This is a genomic window from Thioalkalivibrio thiocyanodenitrificans ARhD 1 (assembly GCF_000378965.1).
GTDB lineage: Bacteria > Pseudomonadota > Gammaproteobacteria > Ectothiorhodospirales > Ectothiorhodospiraceae > Thioalkalivibrio_A > Thioalkalivibrio_A thiocyanodenitrificans.
In genome coordinates, this window is the sequence record NZ_KB900536.1 from 1,983,187 (window position 1) to 2,002,769 (window position 19,583).

Here is a 19,583-nt window from a genome sequence, read left to right on the forward strand (position 1 = left end):
TTCCCACTTCTCACTTCAAGACAGTCCCCACCGCGCGCGCGCCCGGATGGTCAGGTCCTCCGATTCACCCGCCTGCAGCCGAAGGAGGCCGGCCAGCGCGATCATGGCGCCGTTGTCGGTACAGAATTCCAGCGCGGGGTAGTGAACACTTGCGCCCTCGGCCTGCACCGCCTCCCGCAGCCGCTCACGCAGGCGCCGGTTGGCGCCGACACCGCCGGCCACCACCAGGCGGGCGGCGCCCGTCTCCCGAATGGCCCGCAGACACTTGATCACCAGGGTATCCACCACCGCCTCCTCAAACGCCCGGGCCACGTCCGCACGGTCCTGCTCCGTCTCCACCTCGCGAAGGGTGGTGAGCGCCCGCGTCTTCAGGCCGGAGAAACTGAAATCCAGGCCGGGGCGGTCCGTCATGGGCCGGGGAAAGTGAAAGCGTTGCGGGTCCCCCTGGCCGGCCAGCGCGGCGAGCGCGGGCCCGCCCGGATACCCCAGGCCCAGGAGCTTGGCGGTCTTGTCGAAGGCCTCGCCGGCGGCATCGTCCAGGCTCTCGCCGAGAATGCGGTAACGTCCCAGACCCCGGACGTCCACCAGCATGGTGTGGCCGCCGGACACCAGCAGGGCGACAAACGGGTAGGCGGGTGGATCCGCATCCAGCATCGGGGCCAGCAGGTGGCCCTCCATGTGATGCACCCCCACCGCCGGAAGTCCCCACGCCCATGCAAGACTGCGGGCCACGCCGGCGCCCACCAGCAATGCCCCCAGCAGGCCCGGACCGGCGGTGTAGGCAATGCCGGAGAGATCCGACGGCCCGGTGCCGGCGTCGTCCAGGGCCTGGCGAATCAGGGGCAGCAGCTTGCGAATATGGTCCCGGGAGGCCAGTTCGGGCACCACCCCGCCATATTCCGCGTGCAGGGCCACCTGGCTGTACAGGGCATGGGACAACAGCCCGTGCGCGCCGTCCACCACCGCCACACCGGTTTCATCACAGGAGGTCTCGATACCCAGAACGCGCATGCTTCTCACAGGAAATGGTCAGGATAAACAGAATTGATCAGGACAGAGGCCATCGGGACGGAAGCGGAAGCACGGATACCCGCCACCCGCATTCTGACCGGGGAAGTCATTCAGCGTTTCATTATAAGCCTGTCATTCCTCAAAAATCCTGTTCATCCCCCCCCATAAAGACCACCCCCCGACCGGCCCAACCAACCTTTGGCATTTCCCGCCGGAATCCTTATAATGCGCGATTCTTCGTCCCCGGGCGCCGGGGCGTTGAACGTTCAACACTGACAGGATGATCTGATGCCCCACGTACGCGTCAAAGAAAACGAACCCTTCGAGGTGGCCCTGCGCCGCTTCAAGCGCACCTGCGAGAAGGCCGGCGTTCTGACCGAGGTCCGCCGTCGCGAGTTCTACGAAAAGCCCACGGAAGTGCGCAAGCGCAAGGCCGCCGCCGCGGTCAAGCGCCAGGCCAAGCGCGTCTCCAAGGAAGTTGCACGGCGCGAACGGCTCTACTGAATCCCGCTTACCGGCGATCCGCAGCGGCCGGACACGGCCGCCGGAGAGTTCAAGCATGTCGGCTGACAGCCCGCTGAAGACACGCATCACCGAGGACATGAAGTCGGCCATGCGCGCCGGCGACAAGGCCCGCCTCGGCACCATCCGCATGGTGCTGGCCGGCGTGAAGCAGGTGGAGGTGGACACCCGGGAGGCCCTGGATGATGCCCAGGTGCTGGCGGTGCTGGACAAGATGGTCAAGCAGCGTCGAGAATCCATCACCCAGTTCCGCAAGGCCGGGCGGGACGATCTGGCCGAGGCCGAGGCACAGGAACTGGCCATCATCCAGGCCTACCTTCCCGAACCTCTGTCCGAGGCGGAGATCGCGACAATGATCGATGTGGCCATCGCCGAGACCGGCGCGGGGTCCGTTCGCGACATGGGCAAGGTCATGGGCCAGCTGAAGCCCCGCCTCCAGGGGCGCGCCGACATGGGAGCGGTGAGCAACCAGGTAAAGGCGCGCCTCTCCTGAATCGCCGGCCGCAACCTCACGGGCCCTGGGGTTGCACGCCGCCGGCCGGCGCATTCATGCTTCCAGACTCTGACAGGCACCCGGCCTCCGCGTGACGGTGCCTTTTCGTGCGACACGTTGACAGGTATCCGTCATGGCCAACCCCATGCAGTTTCTCGAAGTGCCGCGCCAGGACCCGAAGAAGACACCGGCCCAGGTGCGCATTCACGAGTTCAGGGAGATCTACGGGCAGTTCGACCCGGAGACCGCCAAGCACCAGTCCGCCCGCTGCCTGGCCTGCGGCAACCCTTACTGCGAGTGGAAGTGCCCGGTCCACAATTACATCCCCAACTGGCTCAAACTGGTGGCCGAAGGCAACCTGTTCGAGGCGGCGGAGATGTCCCACAAGACCAACTCCCTGCCGGAGATATGCGGGCGCGTCTGTCCACAGGACCGGCTTTGCGAGGGCGCCTGCACCCTCAATGACGGCTTCGGCGCCGTGACCATCGGCTCCGTGGAAAAATACATCACCGACGAGGCCCTGAAGGCGGGCTGGCGCCCGGACATGTCGGGCGTGGTGGCCACCGGCAAGCGGGTGGCGGTTGTGGGGGCCGGTCCGGCCGGCCTGGGCTGTGCCGACGTACTCACCCGCAACGGGGTCGAGGCGGTGGTGTTCGACCGCTATCCGGAGATCGGTGGCCTGCTCACCTTCGGCATTCCGCCCTTCAAGCTGGAGAAGGAGATCGTGCGCATCCGCCGCCAGCTCATGGAGGAGATGGGCGTGAAGTTCGAACTCAACACCGAGATCGGCCGGGACGTCCCCTTCCAGCAGCTGCTGGATGAATACGATGCAGTCTTTCTGGGCATGGGCACCTACACCTATATGAAAGGAGGCTTCCCGGGCGAGGACCTCCCTGGGGTATTCGAGGCGCTGCCGTACCTGGTCTCCAACATCAACCGCGAACTCGGTCTGGAGACGTCCCCGGAGGCGTTCATCGACATGAAGGGCCAGCGGGTCGTAGTGCTCGGCGGCGGGGACACCGCCATGGACTGCAACCGCACGGCCATCCGCCAGGGCGCCGCCCGGGTCACCTGCGCCTACCGGCGCGACGAGGAAAACATGCCCGGATCCCGCCGGGAGGTGGTCAACGCCAAGGAAGAGGGCGTGCAGTTCCTGTGGAACCGTCAGCCGGTGGAAATCGTCGGCAATGGCCGCGTGGAAGGCGTCAAAGTGGTCACCACCCGCCTCGGCGAGCCCGACGAGCGGGGCCGCCGCCGGCCGGAACCCGTGCCCGGATCCGAGGAGGTCCTGCCCGCCGACCGGGTCATCGTCGCCTTCGGGTTCCGCCCGAGCCCCGCCCCCTGGTTCGAGACGTTCGGCATCGCCCGCGACGACAGCGGGCGCGTGACCGCACGCGCCGACGGCGAGCACCGATTCCAGACCACCAACCCCAAGGTCTTCGCCGGCGGCGACATGGTGCGCGGTTCGGATCTTGTGGTGACAGCCGTGTTCGAGGGCCGCGAGGCGGCCGAGGGGATCGTGGACTACCTGGGCGTGTGAAGGCAGTGGCAAGTCTCAAGTGGCAAGTGGCAAGGAAGGCCAAACTTACCCCGAGGGGCGAATACTGGAGCGGAGTTCCTTGCCACTTGAGACTTGAGACTTGCCACTTCCCGAGACTGACCTTATGAGCGAACTCAAGAACGACCGTCTGCTCCGTGCGCTGTTGCGCGAGCCCGTTGACACCACGCCCATCTGGATCATGCGTCAGGCAGGGCGTTACCTGCCCGAGTACCGGGCCACCCGGGCAAGGGCGGGCAGTTTCATGGACCTCTGCCAGAATCCGGAGCTCGCCTGCGAGGTCACGCTTCAGCCGCTTGAGCGTTTCCCGCTGGATGCGGCCATCCTGTTTTCCGACATTCTCACCATCCCGGACGCCATGGGGCTGGGGCTGTATTTCTCGGAAGGCGAGGGGCCGCGCTTCGAGCGTCCGGTGCGCGATGCCGCGGCCATTCGCGCACTGGGTGTGCCCGACCCGGAATCAGAACTGCGCTACGTGACCGATGCCGTGCGCCTGATCCGCCGGGAGCTGCATGGCCGTGTGCCCCTGATCGGGTTCTCCGGCAGCCCCTGGACGCTGGCCACCTACATGGTGGAAGGCGGCTCGTCCAAGGAGTTCGCCCTCATCAAGGGCATGCTCTACGACGACCCGGCCACCCTGCATCACCTGCTGGGCCTGCTGGCCGATGCCGTCACCGCTTACCTCAACGCCCAGATCGCCGCCGGCGCACAGGCGGTGATGGTGTTCGACACCTGGGGCGGCAGCCTGACGCCAGAAGGCTACCGGGAATTCTCCCTGGCCTACATGCAGCGCATCGTGGACCGGCTGACCCGGGAGAATGAAGGCCGGCGCGTGCCGGTGACCCTGTTCACCAAGGGCGGGGGCGCCTGGCTGGAGGCCATGGCCGACACCGGCTGCGATGGTCTGGGGCTGGACTGGACGGTCAACATCGGCGAGGCCCGCCGCCGGGTGGGAGAGCGGGTGGCGCTACAGGGTAATCTGGACCCGGCGGTGCTCTACGCCTCACCCGAGCGGGTACGCGAGGAAGCACGCAGGATACTGGGGGATTTCGGCGAGGGCACGGGCCATGTCTTCAACCTGGGCCACGGCATCCACCCGGGGATCGATCCGGAAAAGGTGGCGGCGCTGGTGGACGAGGTACACCAGCGCCGGAAGTAAGAAGTGTGAACTGGGAAGTGCGAATCGGATAAGGGCAAACCCCGCGCCATCCGAAGTAGCCGGTCGTTTACTTCCTGCTTCCAAATTCTCACTTCCCACCTCCAAGGAGCCCCTTCACCTCCTTGATCCCCGCACGGCGCATGGGCCTGCCGTCCACCGGGCTCTGCGGAGCCTGGCGGATGCCCTTGACCGGGAACACCACCGCCTCCACCTGGGCGGCCGGCCCGGGGAAGACGACCACCGGGTAGGCCGTGTGGCCCTGAGCGGTGCGCAGACGCCGCTCCTCCCCGCGCCAGCGGATGCCGCGGTCCTCAAGATGGAAGATGATCTCCTCCACGCTGTCGGCAAACACATGCAGCGTCACTTCGTCGCGGCCGTTGACCACCCCGTCCAGCACCGGCCCCACCAATCGGGGCTCGAATGGTTCCAGGAGCTTCATGGCATCCAGCGCCACGGTACGCAGACGCAACAGTTCCGTACGGCGGGAATCATCGTCGAACAGGCGCTGACGCGCCCGCACCGCATCGTCGATCTCCGCATTGCGGGGCAGGTTGCGGGTCTGGGCCGCACCCAGGCGCTCGGCGGCCTTGCGCTTGGCCAGGCCATAGTCGATGACGCCCTCGTCAAGGATGATCCGGGCCGCCTCCTCGGTGATGAGGTGGCGCACCCTCAGGTCGTTGGTGGACACTAGAAAAGGCTCTCGGGTCGGACGCTGTCTGATTCACCGGAACGCGAGTCCCGACTTGCGGCGCGTCCGCCGGGGTCGCCTTCCGGCACCTGCTCGGGCGTGAAGGTCTCAAAGATCGTGCGCCTGCTTCCGGAGGAGGCCAGGCGGCCCGTTTCCGCATCGATGCGCACCGTCACCATGCCTTCGGGCTGCGGCAGGGAGCGCTCCGGCCTGCCGTCCAGGGCCACACCCATGAAATCCACCCAGATGGGCAGCGCCACGACGCCGCCCGTCTCCCGCGGACCCAGCGGACTGTTGTCGTCGAAACCCAGCCACACAGTCGTCACCACGTCGCGATTGAACCCGCTGAACCACGCGTCGCGCAGATCATTGGTGGTGCCGGTCTTGCCGGCAAGATCAGCGCGTCCCAGTTGTCGCGCGCGACGCCCGGTGCCCTCCTGGATCACGTCGCGCATCATGCTGACCATCTGGTAGGCATTGGCCGGACTGAGCACCCGCTCGGCCGGCTCGATCAGTGGCAGGGGCGTTGCGCCCGGGTCCCCGGTCACGGGATGGCCGTCATGATCCACCGGGGTCAGCCCGGCGCCATCCTCGACCACCGAATCACACGGGGGATCGCAGACGCGCCGGGGCGCGGCCTGAAGCAGCGGTTCGCCGTCGGGCCCCTCGATACGCTCGATGAACCAGGGATCCACCCGGTATCCGCCATTCGCGAACACCGCATACGCGGCCGCCATCTCCATTGGGGTGACCGTGCCGCTGCCCAGGGCCAGCGAAAGGTTTCTGGGCTGCCGGGACAGGTCGAATCCGAATCGGCTGAGGAAGCCGTGTCCATAGCCCACGCCAATGGCATGCAGCAGCCGGATGGACACCAGGTTTCGCGACTGGGCAAGTGCGTCCCGCAGCCGGGTGGGCCCGTAGAACTGCCCGCTGTAGTTGGTGGGCCGCCAGGTGTCCTCCAGGGCCGCGTCCTCGAATACCACCGGCGCGTCATTGATGAGGCTGGCCGGCGAATAGCCCCGTTCCAGGGAAGCGGAGTAGAGAAACGGCTTGAAGGCCGATCCCGGCTGGCGCTCCGCCTGAACCGCACGGTTGAAACTGCCTCGATAGAAGTCGAAGCCTCCCACCAGCGCCTGCAGGGCACCGTCATCGGGATCCATGGCCACCAGAGCCCCGCCGACCGCCGGAACCTGCCCCAGCACCCAGCGCTCGCGGTCTCCGGACGCCCGTTCCACCCGGATGAGATCACCCGGCGACAGCACGTCACCGAGCCGCGTCGGGGCATCCCCGGTGCGGGACACATTGATATAGGGACGCGCCCAGGACACCGCATCCAGATCCAGGGACACGCGGCTGCCGGCCCCCATATAGACCTCGGCCGAGCCTTCTTCCACCTGGATCACGATACCCGGCCACAGCCGCCCCCCCACCCGGGCCACCCGGGAGAGCACCTCATCCCAGGCACCCTCGTCGGCATGTCCCGACAGGTCGATGCGCGCCTCCGGCCCGCGGTAACCATGGCGCCGGTCATAACCGATCAGGCCCTGACGCAGGGCATCGTTGCCGGCCCGCTGCATGCGGCTGTCCAAGGTCGTGTAGACACGGAACCCGTCGGTATAGGCGGCGTCCCCATGCCGGGCCACCATCTCCTGGCGCACCATCTCACCCACGAAGGGGGCCTCCAGTTGCACCACCGGGTGGTGCAGCCGGGCCGCCACCGGCGCCTGCAGGGCCTGCCGGTAGTCCTCGGAGGTCACCCAGCCGAGGCTGTGCATGCGGCCCAGCACGTAGTTGCGCCGGATCTCCGCGCGTCGCGGGCTGGTGACCGGGTTGGCGGCGGACGGCGCCTTGGGCAACCCGGCGATCACGGCGATCTGGTCCAGGGTCAGGTCATCGACGGTGGCCCCGTAATAGACCTGCGCCGCCGCGGCCACCCCGTAGGCCCTCTGCCCCAGATAAATCTTGTTCAGGTAGAGCTCGAGGATCTCGTCCTTGCTGAGTTCGCGCTCGATGCGAAGCGCCAGGAAAATCTCCGTCAGTTTTCGGGTGTAGGTGCGGTCGCGACTCAGGAAGAAGTTGCGCGCCAGCTGCATGGTGATGGTGCTGCCGCCCTGGCTCCGCTCCCCGGTGGTCATCAGGTTGTGGGCCGCGCGCAGCAGTCCCTGGTAATCCACCCCCGGGTGGGAATAGAACCGGTCATCCTCCGCGGCCAGGAAGGCCTGCACCATCCGCTCGGGGACCTCTTGCAGGCGCAGCGGCTCCCGGCGCTGCTCGCCGTACTCCGCGATCAGCAGACCGTCCCGGCTGTACACCCGCAACGGGACCTGGAGATGCACCTCCCGAAGCGAGTCGACCTCGGGCATGTCCGGGGCCACATAAATATAGGCACCGGCCACGACCAGGATGCCGACAAAGAAAAGCGCGAAGAGGCTCGTGACGCCCCAGCGGATCAATTTCAGGATGGCAATCATTCAAGGGGCCCAAAACAAGCCGCGAGGAGGTAGGACGTCGGGAAAATGATACCGTTGCTCTGCAAAACTGAAAACCCGTTCAAATAATTGAGAAATTTATGCTAGTTATTTTATGGAGTTGGGGCTAGTATCTAGAAAAAATATAAGTTATACACTGATCCAGATAAAAAAAGGGACCTCGGGCATCCACTCTTGGCGCACAGCGGATGGGACCTCCATCCTCGACGACGATTGCGTATTTGCCCCGGGCGGCGGCTCCGCTGCCGCGCCCCGACAGAGGTGTCGACAACCTGGTCCGGGCCAGAGTGAAAAGGGAGCGTCGTGATAGGGTTCAGCCGCAAGAAACCGCCCCTGCTGGGCATCGACATCAGCTCGACCACGGTCAAGCTGGTGGAACTCAGCCGGTCCGGTGGAAAATACCGTGTCGAGAGCTATGCCGTCGAGCCGTTGCCTGCCAACGCCGTCGCAGAAAAGAACATCCAGGAGCCCCAGACGGTCGGCGACACTATCAAGCGGGCCGTCAAGCGCTCCGGCACCAAGACACGCACCTGCGCCCTGGCCGTGCCCTCCTCCGCGGTCATCACCAAGATCATCACCATGCCCGCCTCCCTCAAGCCAGACGAGATGGAAGGGCAGATCCAGGTCGAGGCCGACCAGTACATCCCGTATGCCCTGGAAGAGGTGAACCTGGATTTCGAGGTGATCGGCCCCACACCCAAGAATCCCGAGACCGTGGATGTGCTCCTGTCCGCCTCGCGCAGCGAGATCGTGGAGGTGCGCGAGGCCACCGCCGTCATGGGGGGGCTCGAGCCCAAGGTCATCGATGTGGAGGCCTACGCCATTGAACATACCTACCCCCTGCTCCTGAACCAGCTGGAAGGACTGGAAGACGCCGAGACGGTGGCCATCATCGATATCGGCGCGACCATGACCAGCATCAACATTCTGGACCAGGGCAGCCTCACCTATACCCGGGAACAGACCTTCGGCGGCAAACAACTGACCGAAGAGATCATGCGCCGCTACGGCCTGTCGTACGATGAGGCGGGTCAGGCCAAGAAGGAAGGCGGCCTGCCCGACAACTACGTTTCCGAGGTATTGGAGCCCTTCAAGGACACGATGGTTCAACAGGTGGGGCGATTCCTGCAGTTCTTCTTCGCCGCCAGCCAGCACAACCATGTGGACCAGATCGTCCTGGCCGGTGGCTGTGCATCCATCCCCGGCGTGGATGAGCTGATCGAGTCCCGGATCGGCACCCGCACTCAGATTGCCAACCCGTTCGGCCGCATGTCGCTCAATACCCGGGTCAACCCGCAGCGGCTCGGTCATGACGCCCCGTCACTGATGATCGCGTGCGGTCTGGCCATGAGGAGCTTCGACTGATGTCCCAGATCAACCTGCTCCCCTGGCGTGAGCAACGGCGCAAAGAGCAGCAGAAGGAATTCGGCATCATCGCGGGATTGTGCGCGGCTGTCGCGGTCGTGGCGGTGTTCTTCGCCCACGTGTACGTCAACGGGCTGATCGAACACCAGGAGGCCCGGAATTCCTATCTGCAGAACGAGATCCGCATTCTGGACCGCCAGATCGCCGAGATCCGGGACCTGGAGGCCACCCGTCAGGCGTTGATCGACCGGATGAACGTCATCCAGGAGCTTCAGGCCAGCCGGCCGGTGGTGGTGCGCCTGTTCGACGAGATGGTCACCACCCTGCCGGACGGGACCTATCTCACCCTCATCGAGCAGCGGGACGCCAACCTGACAATCCGCGGCCGGGCGGAGTCCAACGCCCGCATCTCGGCGATGATGCGCAATCTGGAGGCCTCCCCCTGGTTCGGCGAACCGACGCTGAACGTGATCGAGACCCGCGAGGCGAACGGTGTCCGTACCAGGGACTTCTCACTGCGGGTCGGACAGACCACGCCGGGGTCCGATGACGATGAAGAGGATACAGGTGCATGAACCTGCAGGATCTCAACAACGTTGACCTCAAGAACCTCGGCACCGCGCCCGGGCCGATCAAGGCCATCGCCGTCCTGATCGTGGTCATTGCCATCCTGGGGGCCGGCTACTGGTTCATCATCAAGGATCAGCTTGTACAACTGGACCGGGTACAGGCCGAGGAGACCCAGTTGCGGCAGACCTTTGAGATCCGCCAGCGGCGCGCGGCCAACCTGGACGCTTACCGCGCCCAGCTGGAAGAGATGCAGCGCACCTTCGGCGCCATGCTGCGTCAGCTGCCAAGCCGGACCGAGGTGCCGAGTCTGCTGGTAGACATCTCCCAGACCGCCCTGGCCAGCGGACTGGAAATCGAGCTGTTCCGGCCCCAGGCCGAACAGCAGCGCGGCTTCTACGCCGAGATGCCCATCGAGATGCGCATGCGCGGAAACTACGAGCAGATGGCCGAGTTCACCAGCGGCGTGGCGAGTCTGCCCCGCATCGTGACCATGCACAACCTGGTGATCCGCCCCCAGGAAGAGGGCCGTCTGATCATGGAGGCCACCGCCAGGACCTACCGCTACCTGGATGAGAACGATGGCTGATCCTCGCACCAACCCCCTGGTCCGCTGGGGGCGCCTGATCACCGTACTCGCCACGGCGCCCCTGCTCGCCGCCGCTCTGTCCGGCTGCAGCACCGGCATGAGCGACCTCGAACAGTACGTGGAACAGACCAAGGCTCGGCCGGGCGGGCGCGTCGAGCCCATCCCGGAAGTGGAGCCGCACGAGGTATTCATCTATCCGGGCCATGAGCGGGATCCCTTCGACTCGTCCATCCTTGCACCGAGGCTGCCGGACCGGGAGATTGCCACGAGCACCGTGACCATCGATCCGGACCGTCCCCAGGAGTACCTTGAAAGCTACCCCCTGGACACGTTGCGCATGGTGGGCACCCTGGAACAGGGCGGCACCCAGTGGGCGCTCATCCGTACCCCCGACCGGACCATCCAGCGGGTGACCACCGGGAACTACATGGGCCAAAACCACGGGCGGATCACCGAGATCCGCGAAACCGGCGTCGAACTGACTGAGATCATCCCCGACGGATTCGGCGGTTACATGGAGCAAGACACCTCCATTGCGCTTAGCGAATAAGCAACGAGGAACTGACGTTATGAGACTGGCGACCCTCACCTGCCTCCCCCACCGGCTGCGGCACTCCACCCGGGCATCGGACAGGGGATTATTGCGCGGCCTGACGGCGCTGCTGTTCGGCTGCATCCTTGCCCTCTGGCAGGCAAACGCCCTGGCCTCCGGTAATGCGCTCGAGCGCATCTCGTTCACCAGTCTGCCGGGGGACCGACTGCAGATCTCCATGAGCTTCACCAATCCCCCGGACGAACCCGCCAGCTTCACCATCGACAATCCGGCGCGCATCGCGCTGGACTTCCCCGACACGCGAATCGCTCTCTCCCAACGCAGCCAGGACATCGGCGTGGGCCTTGCCCGGTCCATATCCACGGCGGAGGCGCGGGACCGCACCCGCGTGGTGGTCAACCTGGTGCGCATGGTCCGCTACGACACGCAGGTGCGTGGCAACGATCTCATCCTTACCCTCTCGCCCACGGGCGACGGCGGCGCACCGGCGGCCGCACCCGGAACCGTCCCCACCGCCGCAGCGCCCGGGCGGCCCGGGCGATCCGTATCCCGGGAACTGACCAACGTGGATTTCCGCCGCGGCCCGGAAGGCGAGGGGCGCGTCGTGATCCACCTGTCCGATCCCAGGACGACCGTGGACGTGCGCGAGCAGGCCGGCCGCATCGAGCTTTCCTTCGCGCGCGCCACCCTGCCCGAGGCACTGGAACGCCGCCTGGACGTGGTGGACTTCGCCACGCCGGTGCAGACCATCGACGCCATCTCCGAGACTGACCGGGTGCGGATCCTGGTGGCCACCAGCGGGCGCTATGACACCATCTCGTACCAGATGGAGGACCGGTTTACCCTGGAGGTGAAACCCGTCACCGAGGCCGAGGCCGAGGAAATCCAGCGCGAGCGCTTCACCTATACCGGGGAGAGGCTGTCGCTCAACTTTCAGGACATCGAGGTGCGCTCGGTGCTGCAGCTGATCGCCGACTTTACCGACCTCAACATCGTGGTGAGCGACTCGGTGACCGGCAACATCACCCTGCGTCTGCGCAATGTCCCCTGGGATCAGGCCCTGGACATCGTGCTGCGCTCCCGGGGCCTGGACATGCGCGAGGCCGGCAACGTCATCTACGTGGCGCCCAGCGAGGAGATCGCCGCGCGCGAGCAACTGGAACTCGAAAGCCAGCAGGTGCTCCAGGAACATGCACCGTTGCGCGCCGAGTTCATTCAGGTCAACTATGCCCGGGCCGAGGATGTGGCGGGCATCATCCGCAGTGAACGCGCCACCTTCATGTCGGACCGTGGCAGCCTGACCGTGGACAGCCGCACCAACACCCTGCTCATCCAGGACACCGACGCCAAGCTCGAGGAGATCCGCCGGCTGGTGGACCGCCTCGACGTACCCGTGCAGCAGGTGCTCATCGAGACGCGCATCGTCATCGCCTCCGATGACTTCGCCCGGGACCTGGGCGCGCGCTTCGGTGTCTCCGGCGCCCGGCAGGCCGGGCGGGGCGTCACGACCATCGGCGGCAATCTGAGCGCCACCGACAGCATGGTCGGCGACGCGGCCACCAACCTGGCCACGACCGGCAATCCCTTCCCCGTGGGCGTGCCCGGCCTCTCGGACCGGCTCAACGTGGGGCTGCCCGTCACTGCGGCGGGCGCCGGCCAGTTCGCGCTGTCCATCCTGCGGCCCGACGTGCTGCTGGACCTGGAGATCTCCGCCCTGCAGGTGGAAGGCCGCGGCGAGATCATCTCCAGCCCGCGGGTGATCACCGCCAACGGCCAGACGGCACGCATCCAGCAGGGTGAACGCATCCCCTACCAGGAGGCCACCTCCAGCGGCGCCACGGCCGTGCAGTTCATCGAGGCGGTGCTGGCCACGGAGGTGACGCCGCAGATCACCCCCAACGGCAACATCATCCTCAACATCAAGGTGAACAAGGACAATCCGGGCACCCTCGAGGTACAGGGCACCCCGTCCATCGAGACCCGCGAGGTGGAGACCCAGGTGTTCGTGCGCAACGGCGAGACCGTGGTGCTCGGCGGTGTCTACGAGATCGACACGCTGGAGACCCTGGAGAAGGTGCCATTCTTCGGCGACCTCCCCGGCCTGCGCCACCTGTTCCGGCGCACCGGGTCCTCCAGCCGCAAGGCCGAACTGCTGATCTTCGTCACGCCGAAGGTGGTCGATGAGGCCCTTCTTGACCGGTAATCCGGGGACGTGAACGACTTGAACAAAAATGACAGCTTCCGGCATCCGATGCATGCCAGGGCTTTGACGTAACATCCAAGGGAGCCAGGCCCATGAGCTTTAGAACATTCGTCCGCACTCTGACCGTGCTGCTGCTGATGCTTGCCCTGAACGGCTGCGGCGGCGGCAGCGGGAGCGGCTTCAACGCCAACGAGAGCTGGGGGATTCAGATCGAGGTACTGCCGCAGCAGACCGTGCCCGTGAATCTGCTTGGCTGGGACCCGTGCCTGTCGATCGACTGCTTCAATACCGTGGAGGTCAACGTGATCGTGACCGATCACCTGGGCAACCCGGTGCCGCAGGGTACCGACGTAGCCCTGGATATGAGCACGGTCGGCCACGGCTACCTCACCCGGCTGGACGATCCCGAGACGGAGGACATCAACGAGTTCACCGGGCGCGATGACGACGGCAACATCGTCGCCCGCATGGGCCAGGGGGTGGCGCCGACCAGCGGTGGCATCGCCAAGTTCTTTTTCACCAGCAACGAGAATCCCGGCGACGTGCGCCTGACCGCATCGGTGACCGCGCCCACCGGGGCGGTGGTCTCCCGCCGGACAACCCTGACCGTCGGCACCGGCACAGGAGGGCTGCCCACCCAGGTGTTGCTGGCTTTCAGCGATGGGGACGTCCTGTTCACCCAGGATGTCAACGCCGTCCCGAAGCAGACGCGGGGCGTCGCCCTCGTCACTGACGAGAAGGGTTTCGGCGTGGCAGACCCGGAAGAAGGCGACAACAACGTGCTCGTCGAGATCATCGCCGGCCCCGGCGCGGGCGAGCACCTGATCGGAGAAAACGCCAATGGGGAGCGCATGGGCGGCAGCGCCCTGCTGCTGCCCACAGAAGACGGCAAGGCGGTGTTCACTGTCGTGTCCGGCAATCAGCCAGGGCTGGTGGTGCTCCGCGCCACCGCCGACGGCGACGACAACAACGTGGACGATGTCATCCTGCAACCGGTGGTCAACCATGCGGACATCCTGGTCACCAGCACCGGCCTGAATCCCACCCTGCAGATCCTCACCACGGAACTGCCGGACGGCAACTTCGGCGACAGCTATGCCGCCCAGCTCCAGGCCTCCCAGGGTGTACCCCCATACAACTGGCTGGTCATCGGCGGCCAGCTGCCCCCGGGCCTGGCGCTCGACCCCAACACCGGAGTGATCCAGGGGTTCCAGACGAACTTCCCCGGCAACTACTGCTTCCTGGTGCAGGTCACCGACAGCACCACGCCGCAACCGGAGCAGGCCAGCCGCGCACTCTGCATCAACATTGACGGAGAACGCCCCCCGTCGACCCTTCAGATCCGGCAGTCCACATTCAACCTGCCCGCCGCCTGCGCCGGTGAATCCTATGCCCAGACACTCGGCGCCACCGGCGGCACGCCGCCTTACTCGTGGACCCTGGACTACACGCCGCCCGCAGGCGCCACCGACTGGCTGGAGTTGAGCGGCAGCGGCGTGCTCTTCGGCACCCCGGTGGATCCCGATGACATCGGTATCTTCAACCTGGGGATCACCGTCAGCGACGACGGCAACCAGGAGGCAATCGGCACCATCCAGCTGGAGGTACTTCCGAGCGGGAGCTGCCCGTAAACCGCGGCTCGGTCACCCGATCCGCGCAACCTGGCGCCCGCCCCACGGCGGGCGCCCTTGTTTGAGCACATGACAGACAAGGCCAACATCATCCTGATCGGCCCCATGGGGGCGGGAAAGTCCACCATCGGACGGCAACTGGCCGCCGCCCTGCACCTGCCCTTCCGGGACAGCGACCGGGAGATCGAGAAACGCACCGGGGTGGATATCCCCACCATCTTCGAGTTCGAGGGCGAAGAGGGCTTTCGAGACCGCGAGTCCGCCATGCTGGAAGCACTTTGCGCCGAGCGCGGCGTGGTGCTGGCCACCGGCGGCGGCGCGGTGATGCGCGAAGGCAACCGCGCCCTGCTTCGGGACTGCGGCCTGGTCGTCTACCTCAGGACCCCGGTGAAGATCCAGCTGCGCCGCACCGCCCGGGACCGCAACCGCCCCCTTCTGCAGACCGAGGACCCCAGGGCCCGGCTGGAGGAACTGATGCGCATCCGCGACCCCCTGTACCGGGAAATCGCGGATCTGGTGGTGGACACGGACCGCGACTCGGTGCGCAAGGTGGTGCAGGCCATCGCCCGGCATTACCGGCAGCATGCGTCAAGCCGAGATGCAGACTAGTCACAGAGGTCACAGAGGTCACAGAGGTCACAGAGAGTGTGCGGACGGACACCGGAAGCCAGAAGCCTGCCGTCCCTGCGGTGCCCCTCGCGGTGACCGGTTGCCCCCGCTCCGTGACCTCTGTGACCTCTGTGGCGCATACGGGCCTTTGCTTCCAGCCGCGCCTGCGGTTACCCCGGAATCCTGTTAATCTTGAACGTCCTGTCCATCCTGCCCATTCGACTTCCCATGCAGACCCTGACCGTAGAACTCGGCGAGCGCAGCTATCCCATCCACATCGGGCGCGGCCTGCTCGACGAGCCCGAACGCTTCGCGCCCCATATCCGCGGCCGGCGGGTGATGATCGTCACCAACGAGACGGTGGCCCCCCTGTACCTCGACCGGGTCAGGCGCACCCTGCGCGATTTCCGGGCCGAGACCGTGATCCTGCCGGACGGCGAAGCCTACAAGACCCTGGACACACTGAACCGCATCTACACGGCGCTGCTGGAGGGGCGTTTCGACCGCAAGGCCACCCTGGTGGCCCTGGGCGGCGGGGTGGTGGGCGACATCACGGGCTTCGCCGCCGCCAGCTACCAGCGGGGCGTGGATTTCATCCAGGTGCCCACCACCCTGCTCTCCCAGGTGGATTCCTCCGTCGGCGGCAAGACCGGCGTCAACCACCCCCTGGGCAAGAACATGATCGGCGCCTTCCACCAGCCGCGCTGCGTGGTGATCGACACCGACACCCTGGACACCCTGCCCGACCGGGAACTGCGCGCCGGGATCGCCGAGGTGATCAAGTACGGCCTGATCTGTGACCGGTCGTTCTTCGAGTGGCTGGAACAGCACATGGACGGGCTGCTGGCCCGGGACCCGGACACCCTTGCCTACGCCATCCACCGTTCCTGCCAGGACAAGGCGCGGGTGGTGGCCGAGGACGAGCGCGAAGGCGGACGCCGTGCCATCCTCAACCTGGGGCACACCTTCGGACATGCCATTGAAACCGGCATGGGTTACGGGGTGTGGCTGCACGGCGAGGGCGTGGCGGCCGGCATGGTCATGGCAGCGCGCATGTCCCGGCGCCTGGGCTGGATCGATGCGCAGGACCTGGAGCGCACGGAACGCCTGATCCGCGCCGCGGGCCTGCCCGGGGAACCACCGCCGGAACTCCCGGCGCAGCGCTTCAGGGAACTCATGTCCGTGGACAAGAAGGTCCTGGACGGCCAGCTTCGCCTGGTGCTCCTGCGCGGCATCGGCGAAGCGGTGGTGACCGGTGAGTTCGACCCGCAGGCGCTGGAGGACACGCTCAATGAAGTGCGAAGTGGGAATTGAGAAGTGCGAAATTGAGGCCTGCAATCCGGCGACTTTGACTTCCCAATTCTCAATTCACACTTCTCACTTCATACCCCACTTCTGACTTCACGCATGAACGACACCCCTCTCGCTCCCTACGCCGCCAGCGATGCGACCAGCCGGGGGCGGCTGCATGCCGAACCGGCGCCGCGGTACCGCGGCGCCTATCAGCGCGACCGGGATCGCATTGTCCACTCCACGGCGTTCCGCAGGCTGGAGTACAAGACACAGGTGTTCGTGAATCACGAGGGGGACCTGTTTCGCACCCGGCTCACCCACTCCCTGGAAGTCGCACAGATCGCCCGCTCCATCGCCCGCGTACTGCGGCTCCATGAAGACCTGACCGAGGCCATCGCGCTCGCCCACGACCTGGGCCACACCCCCTTCGGCCACGCGGGCCAGGACGCCCTGAACCGCTGCCTTTCGGCGTTTGGCGGTTTCGAGCACAACCTGCAGTCTCTGCGCGTGGTGGACAAGCTGGAATGCCGCTACGCGGAGTTCGACGGACTCAATCTCACGTTCGAAACGCGCGAGGGCATTCTCAAGCACTGCCCGCTGTCCATCGCCCGGGAACTGGGCGATGTGGGCAGGCGCTTCCTCGAACGCCGGCAACCGGCGCTGGAAGCGCAGGTAACGAACCTGGCAGACGAGATCGCGTACAACAATCACGACGTGGATGACGGCATTCGCGCCGGGCTGATCTCCATCGAACAGCTCATGGACATCACCCTGTTCCGGCGGGAATACGACACCGTGCATGCGCGCTACCCCGCGCTGGACGAAAAGCGCACGCGCCACGAAGTCATCCGGCGCATGATCAATCGCCTGGTATGCGATCTGGTGGACACCAGCTTGGCGCGCATCCGTGACGCCGACCCAGGGGGCCCCGACGATGTACGCGCGTGGCCGGCCCCCCTGATCGGGTTCAGCGACGGCATGCGCGGTGAAAGTCTTGAACTCAAGCGGTTCCTGCGCGAGCATCTGTACCGCCACGAACAGGTGGCGCACATGACCCGCAAGGCCGACCGGATCATCGACCTGCTGTTCGCCGCCTACATGGAGGATATCCGCCTGCTTCCCGCCGAACATCAGACGCAGGCCCAACGGTTTGCAGCGCAACACGGCGAGGCGGGCCGCGCCCGCGCGGTGGCCGACTACATCGCCGGCATGACCGACCGCTTCGCCATCGCCGAGTACGCCCGGCTCTCCCACCCCGAGACCCTTCCATGACGCAAGACGCCCACGAAACGGCCGATGACATGCTCACCATGGACACCCTGCTGCGCCACGGGCTGGAGCAGCAGCCGTTTGACGCAACGGCGGGCGAAAGCTTTCTGTACACCGACCCGGCCCTGGACATGGTGGTCGGGGTGCTGCTGGAGCACCTGCGCAACGACGACAGCTTGCTGCTGCTCAAAGGCGACGCGGGCGCCGGCAAGAGCACCCAGTTGCTGCGCCTGCTGGGTCGGGGCGCGGATGCCCTGGAGTTCTGTGCCTTCAAGGCACGTCCCGGCACCAGCTTCGCGGCCGTCGACTTCACCATCCGGAAGTACTGGGACCGATTCGCCGACGGTGAACCGGTGGCCCTGGAAGAACTGCTCTGCAAGGTGGTGGCCACGGGCCGACGTCCCGTGGTGGTCATCGATGATGCCCATCACCTGGACGCGGAGATCCTGTCGGAACTGGCGCGGGTCCGCCGCGAGGTGCGCCACCAGTGCGATGTGATGCCGGGCCTGCTGCTGGTCGGCGACCCCGTCCTGGAGGTACGACTGGAACAGGCATCCGAGGCGGATGCACCGAAGGAACCCCACATCAGCGTGCAGTTGCGGCCGCTGACCCGGGAGCAGACCGAGGCCTACCTGCGGCATCGCCTGCAAGCGGCGGGCGCGGACGACCCGGATCTGCTCGGCGGCGATGCCGCCCTGACCATACATCTGGAATCCGGGGGCCTGCCACTCAGGATGAATGCGGCGGCCAACCGTCAGCTGCGATCTCTTGCCACGGCGTCAGGCGTGCGGGCGAAGCCGTCGACGCCGCGGCAACCGAAACCGCCGGTATGGCAGCATCGGTGGTTCCGGCCTGTCATGCTTGTCATCGTGGCTGTCGGCGCGGTCGCCATCCTGTTGAGTATCTTCTCCTCACCGGATGAACCCCTGGAAACCCGTGAACTCCTGGTGCTGCCGGAACCCCGCCCTCTCACGCCGCCGCCTCCCGTGCAGCCGGAGCCGCAGGCCGAAACGCCTCCGGCGCGCGACACCCCGCCCGAACCCCTGGCCGAAACGCCGGCAGAACCACCCCCGCCCGAGACCCCGCCGTCGCCGGAGGCCCGACCCGAGCCGGCGGACCCCGCCCCGGCCGCCGAGCCACCAGTCGAAGCACCCCCGGCGCCGGCCCGGGCACAGGAAACCGCCGCGCTGCATGACGCCATCTGGATCCGGGAGCAGCCAGCCGGGTATTACACCATCCAGGTGCTGGGCCTGTCGGACCTCCAGGCGCTGCGCCGCTACGGCCGCGAACAGGGGCTGGACATGGAACTGGCCTGGTTCCGGACGCTGCGCGACGGCCAGGACTGGTACGTACTGGTGGCCGGGCGGTATCCGGACGCCGATACCGCCCGGGCAGCCATCGCCGGCCTGCCGGAGGCCGTGCGGCGCCACCAGCCCTGGGTCCGCAGCTTCGGATCGGTCCAGGAGGCCATGGCTTCGGCTCGTTAGGCGTGAGGCGTGAGGCGTGAGGCGTGAGGCGTAATAACCGTGCCCAGGGATGCTAGTGCCTGCCAATCATTCCCTCATCCTCATGGGGAAGAACCGG

General features: G+C 66.3%; 17 protein-coding genes. 14 read left to right on the forward strand and 3 right to left on the reverse strand.

Translation table 11 applies throughout. The annotated features are described in order from the left end of the window. Window positions 1-15: 15 nt before the first annotated feature. Window positions 16-1,011, reverse strand: coding sequence for a tRNA (adenosine(37)-N6)-threonylcarbamoyltransferase complex transferase subunit TsaD (gene tsaD / locus THITHI_RS0109410; protein ID WP_018232838.1), 996 nt, complete (start codon window positions 1,009-1,011; stop codon window positions 16-18). Between the two features lie 288 nt (window positions 1,012-1,299). On the opposite strand from tsaD, the gene rpsU reads away from it, so the two are divergent. The 4 genes from rpsU (at window position 1,300) to hemE (ending at window position 4,743) form a co-directional block, all read left to right on the forward strand. Then, window positions 1,300-1,515: a 30S ribosomal protein S21 gene (rpsU, locus tag THITHI_RS0109415; RefSeq protein WP_018232839.1), complete on the forward strand. Its 216-nt coding sequence runs from the start codon at window positions 1,300-1,302 to the stop codon at window positions 1,513-1,515. Between the two features lie 55 nt (window positions 1,516-1,570). Continuing rightward, window positions 1,571-2,026 (forward strand): GatB/YqeY domain-containing protein, encoded by a 456-nt coding sequence (locus tag THITHI_RS0109420; RefSeq protein WP_018232840.1) that lies wholly within the window; start codon window positions 1,571-1,573, stop codon window positions 2,024-2,026. Window positions 2,027-2,159: 133 nt separating this feature from the next. Further along, window positions 2,160-3,566, forward strand: a complete 1,407-nt coding sequence (locus tag THITHI_RS0109425) for an FAD-dependent oxidoreductase (protein ID WP_018232841.1) — start codon at window positions 2,160-2,162, stop codon at window positions 3,564-3,566. A gap of 124 nt (window positions 3,567-3,690) precedes the next feature. Beyond that, a complete protein-coding gene (gene hemE, locus THITHI_RS0109430; RefSeq protein WP_018232842.1) occupies window positions 3,691-4,743 on the forward strand; it encodes a uroporphyrinogen decarboxylase in 1,053 nt (350 codons plus the stop codon). Between the two features lie 88 nt (window positions 4,744-4,831). Here the strand turns inward: hemE and THITHI_RS0109435 are convergent, their stop codons facing one another. Both THITHI_RS0109435 and THITHI_RS0109440 read right to left on the reverse strand, forming a co-directional pair. Then, the gene (locus THITHI_RS0109435; RefSeq protein ID WP_018232843.1) at window positions 4,832-5,431 is read right to left on the reverse strand and encodes a hypothetical protein; all 600 of its coding nucleotides are present in this window, start codon (window positions 5,429-5,431) and stop codon (window positions 4,832-4,834) included. Then, the gene (locus THITHI_RS0109440) at window positions 5,431-7,902 is read right to left on the reverse strand and encodes a penicillin-binding protein 1A (protein WP_018232844.1); all 2,472 of its coding nucleotides are present in this window, start codon (window positions 7,900-7,902) and stop codon (window positions 5,431-5,433) included. Before THITHI_RS0109440 ends, THITHI_RS0109435 begins: the two co-directional genes overlap by 1 nt. Window positions 7,903-8,223: 321 nt before the next feature. Between THITHI_RS0109440 and THITHI_RS0109445 the strand changes: the two genes are divergently transcribed. The 10 genes from THITHI_RS0109445 to THITHI_RS0109490 all read left to right on the forward strand — a co-directional run bounded on the left by THITHI_RS0109445 (window position 8,224) and on the right by THITHI_RS0109490 (window position 19,486). After that, entirely contained in the window at window positions 8,224-9,285 is a 1,062-nt protein-coding gene (locus THITHI_RS0109445; RefSeq protein WP_018232845.1) for a pilus assembly protein PilM, read from the forward strand. Beyond that, the gene (locus tag THITHI_RS0109450; protein WP_018232846.1) at window positions 9,285-9,860 is read left to right on the forward strand and encodes a PilN domain-containing protein; all 576 of its coding nucleotides are present in this window, start codon (window positions 9,285-9,287) and stop codon (window positions 9,858-9,860) included. The genes THITHI_RS0109445 and THITHI_RS0109450 overlap by 1 nt, the downstream gene beginning before the upstream one ends. After that, entirely contained in the window at window positions 9,857-10,441 is a 585-nt protein-coding gene (locus THITHI_RS0109455; protein ID WP_018232847.1) for a type IV pilus inner membrane component PilO, read from the forward strand. Before THITHI_RS0109450 ends, THITHI_RS0109455 begins: the two co-directional genes overlap by 4 nt. Then, window positions 10,434-10,991 carry a pilus assembly protein PilP gene (locus THITHI_RS0109460; protein WP_018232848.1) on the forward strand — a complete coding sequence of 186 codons (558 nt, stop codon included), beginning with the start codon at window positions 10,434-10,436 and terminating at the stop codon, window positions 10,989-10,991. Before THITHI_RS0109455 ends, THITHI_RS0109460 begins: the two co-directional genes overlap by 8 nt. Window positions 10,992-11,010: 19 nt before the next feature. After that, a complete protein-coding gene (gene pilQ / locus THITHI_RS0109465) occupies window positions 11,011-13,197 on the forward strand; it encodes a type IV pilus secretin PilQ (RefSeq protein ID WP_018232849.1) in 2,187 nt (728 codons plus the stop codon). 92 nt (window positions 13,198-13,289) lie between these two features. Beyond that, window positions 13,290-14,828, forward strand: a complete 1,539-nt coding sequence (locus THITHI_RS18790; RefSeq protein WP_051079925.1) for an Ig domain-containing protein — start codon at window positions 13,290-13,292, stop codon at window positions 14,826-14,828. Between the two features lie 69 nt (window positions 14,829-14,897). Further along, a complete protein-coding gene (gene aroK / locus THITHI_RS0109475) occupies window positions 14,898-15,437 on the forward strand; it encodes a shikimate kinase AroK (RefSeq protein ID WP_018232851.1) in 540 nt (179 codons plus the stop codon). A 228-nt stretch (window positions 15,438-15,665) separates the two neighbouring features. Next, entirely contained in the window at window positions 15,666-16,751 is a 1,086-nt protein-coding gene (gene aroB / locus THITHI_RS0109480; protein ID WP_026186219.1) for a 3-dehydroquinate synthase, read from the forward strand. 93 nt (window positions 16,752-16,844) lie between these two features. Then, complete coding sequence (locus tag THITHI_RS0109485; protein ID WP_018232853.1) at window positions 16,845-18,002, forward strand: deoxyguanosinetriphosphate triphosphohydrolase; 1,158 nt, start codon at window positions 16,845-16,847, stop codon at window positions 18,000-18,002. Next, window positions 17,999-19,486 (forward strand): AAA family ATPase, encoded by a 1,488-nt coding sequence (locus THITHI_RS0109490; RefSeq protein WP_018232854.1) that lies wholly within the window; start codon window positions 17,999-18,001, stop codon window positions 19,484-19,486. The genes THITHI_RS0109485 and THITHI_RS0109490 overlap by 4 nt, the downstream gene beginning before the upstream one ends. Window positions 19,487-19,583 lie beyond the last annotated feature (97 nt).

Bases quoted from the DNA above. Each gene is read 5' to 3' on its own strand.
- THITHI_RS0109490 (WP_018232854.1), top strand. From the start codon at position 17,999: ATGACGCAAGACGCCCACGAAACGGCCGATGACATGCTCACCATGGAC.
- THITHI_RS0109450 (WP_018232846.1), top strand. From the start codon at position 9,285: ATGTCCCAGATCAACCTGCTCCCCTGGCGTGAGCAACGGCGCAAAGAG.
- THITHI_RS0109455 (WP_018232847.1), top strand. From the start codon at position 9,857: ATGAACCTGCAGGATCTCAACAACGTTGACCTCAAGAACCTCGGCACC.
- tsaD (WP_018232838.1), bottom strand. From the start codon at position 1,011: ATGCGCGTTCTGGGTATCGAGACCTCCTGTGATGAAACCGGTGTGGCG.
- THITHI_RS0109485 (WP_018232853.1), top strand. From the start codon at position 16,845: ATGAACGACACCCCTCTCGCTCCCTACGCCGCCAGCGATGCGACCAGC.
- THITHI_RS18790 (WP_051079925.1), top strand. From the start codon at position 13,290: ATGAGCTTTAGAACATTCGTCCGCACTCTGACCGTGCTGCTGCTGATG.
- THITHI_RS0109460 (WP_018232848.1), top strand. From the start codon at position 10,434: ATGGCTGATCCTCGCACCAACCCCCTGGTCCGCTGGGGGCGCCTGATC.
- THITHI_RS0109420 (WP_018232840.1), top strand. From the start codon at position 1,571: ATGTCGGCTGACAGCCCGCTGAAGACACGCATCACCGAGGACATGAAG.
- hemE (WP_018232842.1), top strand. From the start codon at position 3,691: ATGAGCGAACTCAAGAACGACCGTCTGCTCCGTGCGCTGTTGCGCGAG.
- THITHI_RS0109440 (WP_018232844.1), bottom strand. From the start codon at position 7,902: ATGATTGCCATCCTGAAATTGATCCGCTGGGGCGTCACGAGCCTCTTC.
- pilQ (WP_018232849.1), top strand. From the start codon at position 11,011: ATGAGACTGGCGACCCTCACCTGCCTCCCCCACCGGCTGCGGCACTCC.
- THITHI_RS0109425 (WP_018232841.1), top strand. From the start codon at position 2,160: ATGGCCAACCCCATGCAGTTTCTCGAAGTGCCGCGCCAGGACCCGAAG.
- rpsU (WP_018232839.1), top strand. From the start codon at position 1,300: ATGCCCCACGTACGCGTCAAAGAAAACGAACCCTTCGAGGTGGCCCTG.
- aroK (WP_018232851.1), top strand. From the start codon at position 14,898: ATGACAGACAAGGCCAACATCATCCTGATCGGCCCCATGGGGGCGGGA.
- aroB (WP_026186219.1), top strand. From the start codon at position 15,666: ATGCAGACCCTGACCGTAGAACTCGGCGAGCGCAGCTATCCCATCCAC.